Source organism: Shigella sp. SIG6 (assembly GCF_053555815.1).
In genome coordinates this window covers 1-5671 of record NZ_JBQZXC010000173.1, presented here as the reverse complement: position 1 = coordinate 5671, position 5671 = coordinate 1, and the positions used below count along the sequence as shown (strand labels likewise).

Below are 5671 nucleotides of genomic sequence, written 5' to 3'. Positions count from 1 at the left end.
TGTTTTGCTTACTGCGGATTAAAGATGTTTAAGGCGCGGTCAGCATTTCCAGATCGATAAGCCAGGTCATGGCCTGCTGACGCGAGTTACCGCACATTGTCAGCGCTGGCTTGTAAGCCTGCACAGACTTTCGGTCGCAGTGGCGAGGTGAAAATTTTACAGCGTTGCTGTTCATCAAGCTGAATGCAGGGCGTATTGGCGGGCTTGCCATCTGGCATACCGGGAATAGGGCTGGAAATTGAAGGGGCAGTGCAACACGCCCCGCAACCCGGACGGCATTCCATACGTTGTTCTCTTAAGGTTAACCACCGGATTGATGAGCGCGCACAGTACCACCTTTTTTGCACCAGCAAAAGTGCGAATACCACTTGCCCGAAAGGCCCGTCGCGAGTACTTTGTCGCGATATTTTTGACATTTTCGACTACAGGAATTTTTCGATGCCAAGAGCGAACGAAATTAAAAAAGGTATGGTACTGAATTACAACGGCAAACTGCTGCTGGCTAAGGATATTGATATTCAGTCGCCCACTGCCCGCGGTGCCGCTACGCTGTACAAAATGCGTTTTTCTGATGTCCGTACCGGGCTGAAAGTAGAAGAGCGTTTCAAAGGTGATGATATCGTTGACACCGTGACGCTGACCCGCCGTTACGTTGACTTCTCCTATGTCGATGGCAACGAATATGTCTTTATGGATAAAGAAGACTATACCCCGTATACCTTCACCAAAGATCAGATTGAAGAAGAGTTGCTGTTTATGCCAGAGGGCGGCATGCCGGACATGCAGGTGCTGACCTGGGACGGTCAACTGCTGGCGCTTGAGCTGCCGCAGACCGTTGATCTGGAAATCGTTGAAACCGCACCAGGCATCAAAGGGGCATCTGCCAGCGCCCGTAACAAACCGGCGACATTGAGCACTGGTCTGGTGATTCAGGTACCAGAATACTTAAGCCCGGGCGAAAAAATTCGTATCCATATCGAAGAACGCCGTTATATGGGGCGTGCTGACTAACTTCAGCCGCATGCAGAAAAGGGATAGCTCAGGCTGTCCCTTTTTTAATTTATTATACCAATCTTCTATTTTGCGCTTCCTGAACACCTTACGCCCTCAATTTTCACTCGTTGATTGATCGCCCTTACACTTCATCGCATTAACAATCCAGACCAATTTCAATTGCTGTCATATAACTTTACACTGTCATTGTTAATTTATCGTTACTAAGACGTGACTCCTATGAAGACAATTGCCTCCGTTACGCTCCCGCATCATGTACACGCTCCACGCTACGATCGCCAGCAGTTGCAATCACGTATCGTTCATTTTGGCTTTGGCGCCTTTCACCGCGCTCATCAGGCGTTACTGACCGATCGTGTGCTGAATGCCCAGGGCGGCGACTGGGGGATCTGTGAAATCAGCTTGTTCAGCGGTGATCAACTGATGAGCCAGCTCCGCGCACAGAACCATTTATATACAGTGCTGGAGCAAGGTGCGGACGGCAATCAGGTGATAATTGTCGGTGCCGTTCACGAATGCCTTAATGCAAAACTGGATTCCTTAGCGGCAATTATTGAGAAATTTTGCGAGCCACAGGTGGCAATTGTTTCCCTGACGATTACCGAAAAAGGCTATTGTATTGACCCGGCCACTGGTGCACTCGACACCAGTAATCCGCGGATTATTCACGATCTACAAAACCCTGAAGAACCTCACTCCGCACCGGGTATTCTCGTCGAAGCACTGAAACGCCGCCGTGAGCGCGGCCTTACACCGTTTACCGTGCTCTCCTGCGACAATATTCCCGACAATGGCCATGTGGTGAAAAACGCGGTGCTGAGAATGGCAGAAAAACGTTCGCCAGAACTCGCCGGGTGGATAAAAGAACACGTCAGTTTTCCGGGAACCATGGTCGACCGCATTGTTCCGGCTGCAACCGACGAATCACTGGCAGAAATCAGCCAGCATCTGGGGGTAAATGATCCCTGCGCGATTAGCTGCGAACCGTTTATCCAGTGGGTGGTTGAAGATAACTTCATCGCTGGGCGTCCTGCCTGGGAAGTCGCAGGTGTACAAATGGTGAATGATGTCCTGCCATGGGAAGAGATGAAACTGCGTATGCTTAATGGCAGCCACTCTTTTCTCGCTTATCTGGGTTACCTCTCAGGATTCGCCTATATCAGTGATTGCATGCAGGATCGCGTATTTCGCTATGCTGCCAGAACATTAATGCTGGATGAGCAAGCGCCGACACTGCAAATTAAAGATGTCGATTTAACACAATATGCGGATAAGTTAATTGCACGTTTTGCTAATCCGTCGCTGAAACATAAGACCTGGCAAATCGCGATGGATGGCAGCCAGAAATTACCGCAACGTATGCTGGCAGGTATTCGCATACATCTGGGGCGTGAAACGGACTGGTCGTTGCTGGCATTAGGCGTTGCTGGCTGGATGCGTTACGTCAGCGGCGTTGATGATGCCGGAAATGCCATTGATGTTCGCGATCCGCTTAGCGATAAAATTCGCGAACTTGTTGCGGGCAGCAGCAGTGAACAACGCGTAACCGCCCTGCTTTCCCTGCGTGAAGTTTTCGGTGATGATCTGCCAGATAACCCGCATTTTGTGCAGGCCATCGAACAAGCCTGGCAACAAATCGTACAATTCGGCGCACATCAGGCGCTATTAAACACCCTCAAAATTTAACGATTTCTGCGGTTAAAGCGGATGAAGCTCACCTTCGTCCGCTCTCCCCTTCTCTTTTCTGCCTTTTTTAGCCAGGATTAACGCTCAGTTAACTTACCAGAGTATTGCGGAGCCGTTGTGGCCAGGACCAACCTCATCACCGGTTTTCTCGGCAGCGGGAAAACCACGTCGATTCTTCATCTGTTAGCCCATAAAGATCCCAACGAAAAATGGGCGGTACTGGTTAATGAATTTGGGGAAGTCGGAATTGATGGTGCTTTGCTCGCCGATAGCGGCGCATTGCTGAAAGAGATCCCCGGCGGCTGCATGTGCTGCGTTAATGGTTTACCCATGCAGGTAGGGTTGAATACCTTACTGCGTCAGGGAAAACCAGACCGCTTGTTGATAGAGCCGACCGGGCTGGGCCATCCGAAACAGATCCTCGATCTGTTAACCGCACCAGTCTATGAACCGTGGATAGATCTGCGCGCCACCTTGTGCATTCTCGATCCACGCCTGCTGCTGGACGAAAAAAGCGCCAGCAATGAAAACTTCCGTGACCAGCTGGCTGCCGCAGACATCATTGTCGCCAATAAATCCGACCGTGCGACGCCCGAAAGTGAGCAAGCGCTACAGCGTTGGTGGCAGCAAAATGGTGGCGATCGACAATTAATTCACAGTGAGCATGGGAAAGTTGACGGTCATCTTCTGGATTTGCCGCGTCGCAATTTAGCCGAGTTGCCCGCCAGCGCCGCGCATTCTCATCAGCATGTCGTGAAAAAAGGGTTAGCAGCGTTAAGCCTGCCAGAGCATCAACGCTGGCGTCGCAGTCTGAACAGCGGGCAAGGATATCAGGCCTGCGGCTGGATATTCGACGCTGATACGGTATTCGACACCATTGGCATTCTGGAATGGGCGCGACTTGCACCGGTGGAACGCGTCAAAGGCGTGCTGCGTATTCCCGAAGGGCTGGTACGAATCAACCGTCAGGGCGATGACCTGCACATTGAAACGCAAAACGTTGCGCCACCGGACAGCCGTATTGAGCTGATTTCCAGCAGCGAAGCTGACTGGAATGCCTTGCAGAGCGCGCTGTTGAAGCTTCGTTTAGCGACTACCGCGTAAGGTTGCCTGCGTTTTTCAGTAAGATAATTAGAGAAAATATGATTAAAAATTTGCCGCAAATAGTGTTGTTGAATATTGTCGGCCCCGCGCTGTTTCTTTCCTGGTATATTCCCGTTAATCATGGATTCTGGTTGCCGATTGATGCGGATATTTTTTATTTCTTTAATCAGAAACTGGTCGAAAGTAAGGCCTTTTTATGGCTGGTTGCATTGACTAACAATCGCGCCTTCGACGGTTGTTCACTGCTGGCGATGGGTATGTTGATGCTGAGTTTCTGGCTGAAAGAAAACGCCCCTGGCAGACGACGTATCGTGATTATGGGTCTGGTCATGCTATTAACTGCAGTGGTATTAAACCAGCTGGGTCAGGCATTAATTCCTGTAAAACGGGCCAGCCCAACATTGACTTTTACCGATATTAACCGCGTCAGCGAACTGCTCTCTGTTCCCACGAAAGATGCCTCACGAGATAGCTTTCCCGGCGATCACGGCATGATGCTGCTTATTTTTTCGGCATTCATGTGGCGTTATTTCGGCAAAGTTGCAGGCCTTATCGCCCTTATTATTTTTGTGGTTTTTGCATTTCCCAGAGTAATGATTGGCGCACACTGGTTTACTGACATCATTGTCGGTTCGATGACCGTGATATTGATCGGTTTGCCCTGGGTGTTGCTGACGCCATTAAGTGATCGATTAATCACCTTTTTTGACAAATCACTACCAGGAAAAAACAAACATTTCCAAAACAAATAACTCACAGTAATTAACATCATCAGGGTTATTTTTATAGTGAGGATAATCCTGATGATGCGCACCGTGCTTTCATCTATCGAACGCAAAAATCATTCTCTAAGTAAATGAATGGATTGCATGCGTTTCACTCAATTGTACTTTAATTGACCAACCCCGCTTATTAACTTTCTGTATCACTTTTTCTTATAAAAAATCATGTAAAACCGCTCGCCAAGACCGCACCAATCGGGTAATCTCGAACTCGTTTTGCCTCGGCGGTAGATTATCCTCACAGCATATAATTTTGTGCGTTAGTCCACAGATTTGGCCTTAAGGAATTGTTTCAACATGCCCAGGTAATTAGTCTCGTGTCGCTTGGCATTTTTTTATAACGATATTTGTCGTTAAGGACTTCAAGGGAAAACAAACAACATGGTCAAATCTCAACCGATTTTGAGATATATCTTGCGCGGGATTCCCGCGATTGCAGTAGCGGTTCTGCTTTCTGCATGTAGTGCAAATAACACCGCAAAGAATATGCATCCTGAGACACGTGCAGTGGGTAGTGAAACATCATCACTGCAAGCTTCTCAGGATGAATTTGAAAACTTGGTTCGTAATGTCGACGTAAAATCGCGAATTATGGATCAGTATGCTGACTGGAAAGGCGTACGTTATCGTCTGGGCGGCAGCACTAAAAAAGGTATCGATTGTTCTGGTTTCGTACAGCGTACATTCCGTGAGCAATTTGGCTTAGAACTTCCGCGTTCGACTTACGAACAGCAGGAAATGGGTAAATCTGTTTCCCGCAGTAATTTGCGTACGGGTGATTTAGTTCTGTTCCGTGCCGGTTCAACGGGACGCCATGTCGGTATTTATATCGGCAACAATCAGTTTGTCCATGCTTCCACCAGCAGTGGTGTTATTATTTCCAGCATGAATGAACCATACTGGAAGAAGCGTTACAACGAAGCACGCCGGGTTCTCAGCCGCAGCTAATAAACCGTTTGGATGCAATCCCTTGGCTATCCTGACGAGTTAACTGAAAGCACTGCTTAGGCAGTGCTTTTTTGTTTTCATTCATCAGAGAAAATGATGTTTCCGCGTCTTAATCCAGGCTATAGTCCGGTCATTGT

Annotated in this window: 5 protein-coding genes and 1 pseudogene; 5 read left to right on the top strand and 1 reads right to left on the bottom strand. The window is 48.5% G+C overall.

The window, feature by feature from the left end; translation table 11 throughout:
* Window positions 1-28: 28 nt before the first annotated feature.
* Window positions 29-284, bottom strand: a pseudogene (locus tag ACUU1M_RS18300) (YkgJ family cysteine cluster protein).
* Between the two features lie 154 nt (window positions 285-438).
* On the opposite strand from ACUU1M_RS18300, the gene yeiP reads away from it, so the two are divergent.
* The 5 genes from yeiP to mepS all read left to right on the top strand — a co-directional run bounded on the left by yeiP (window position 439) and on the right by mepS (window position 5534).
* Complete coding sequence (gene yeiP / locus ACUU1M_RS18295; protein WP_001136824.1) at window positions 439-1011, top strand: elongation factor P-like protein YeiP; 573 nt, start codon at window positions 439-441, stop codon at window positions 1009-1011.
* Between the two features lie 222 nt (window positions 1012-1233).
* On the top strand, window positions 1234-2700 hold the full coding sequence (locus tag ACUU1M_RS18290) for a mannitol dehydrogenase family protein (protein WP_000848231.1): 1467 nt from the start codon (window positions 1234-1236) through the stop codon (window positions 2698-2700).
* A gap of 117 nt (window positions 2701-2817) precedes the next feature.
* Complete coding sequence (yeiR, locus tag ACUU1M_RS18285) at window positions 2818-3804, top strand: zinc-binding GTPase YeiR (protein ID WP_000124658.1); 987 nt, start codon at window positions 2818-2820, stop codon at window positions 3802-3804.
* A 38-nt stretch (window positions 3805-3842) separates the two neighbouring features.
* Complete coding sequence (gene lpxT, locus ACUU1M_RS18280) at window positions 3843-4556, top strand: Kdo(2)-lipid A phosphotransferase (protein WP_005063524.1); 714 nt, start codon at window positions 3843-3845, stop codon at window positions 4554-4556.
* A gap of 411 nt (window positions 4557-4967) precedes the next feature.
* Window positions 4968-5534: a bifunctional murein DD-endopeptidase/murein LD-carboxypeptidase gene (gene mepS, locus ACUU1M_RS18275; protein ID WP_000241011.1), complete on the top strand. Its 567-nt coding sequence runs from the start codon at window positions 4968-4970 to the stop codon at window positions 5532-5534.
* Window positions 5535-5671: the final 137 nt, after the last annotated feature.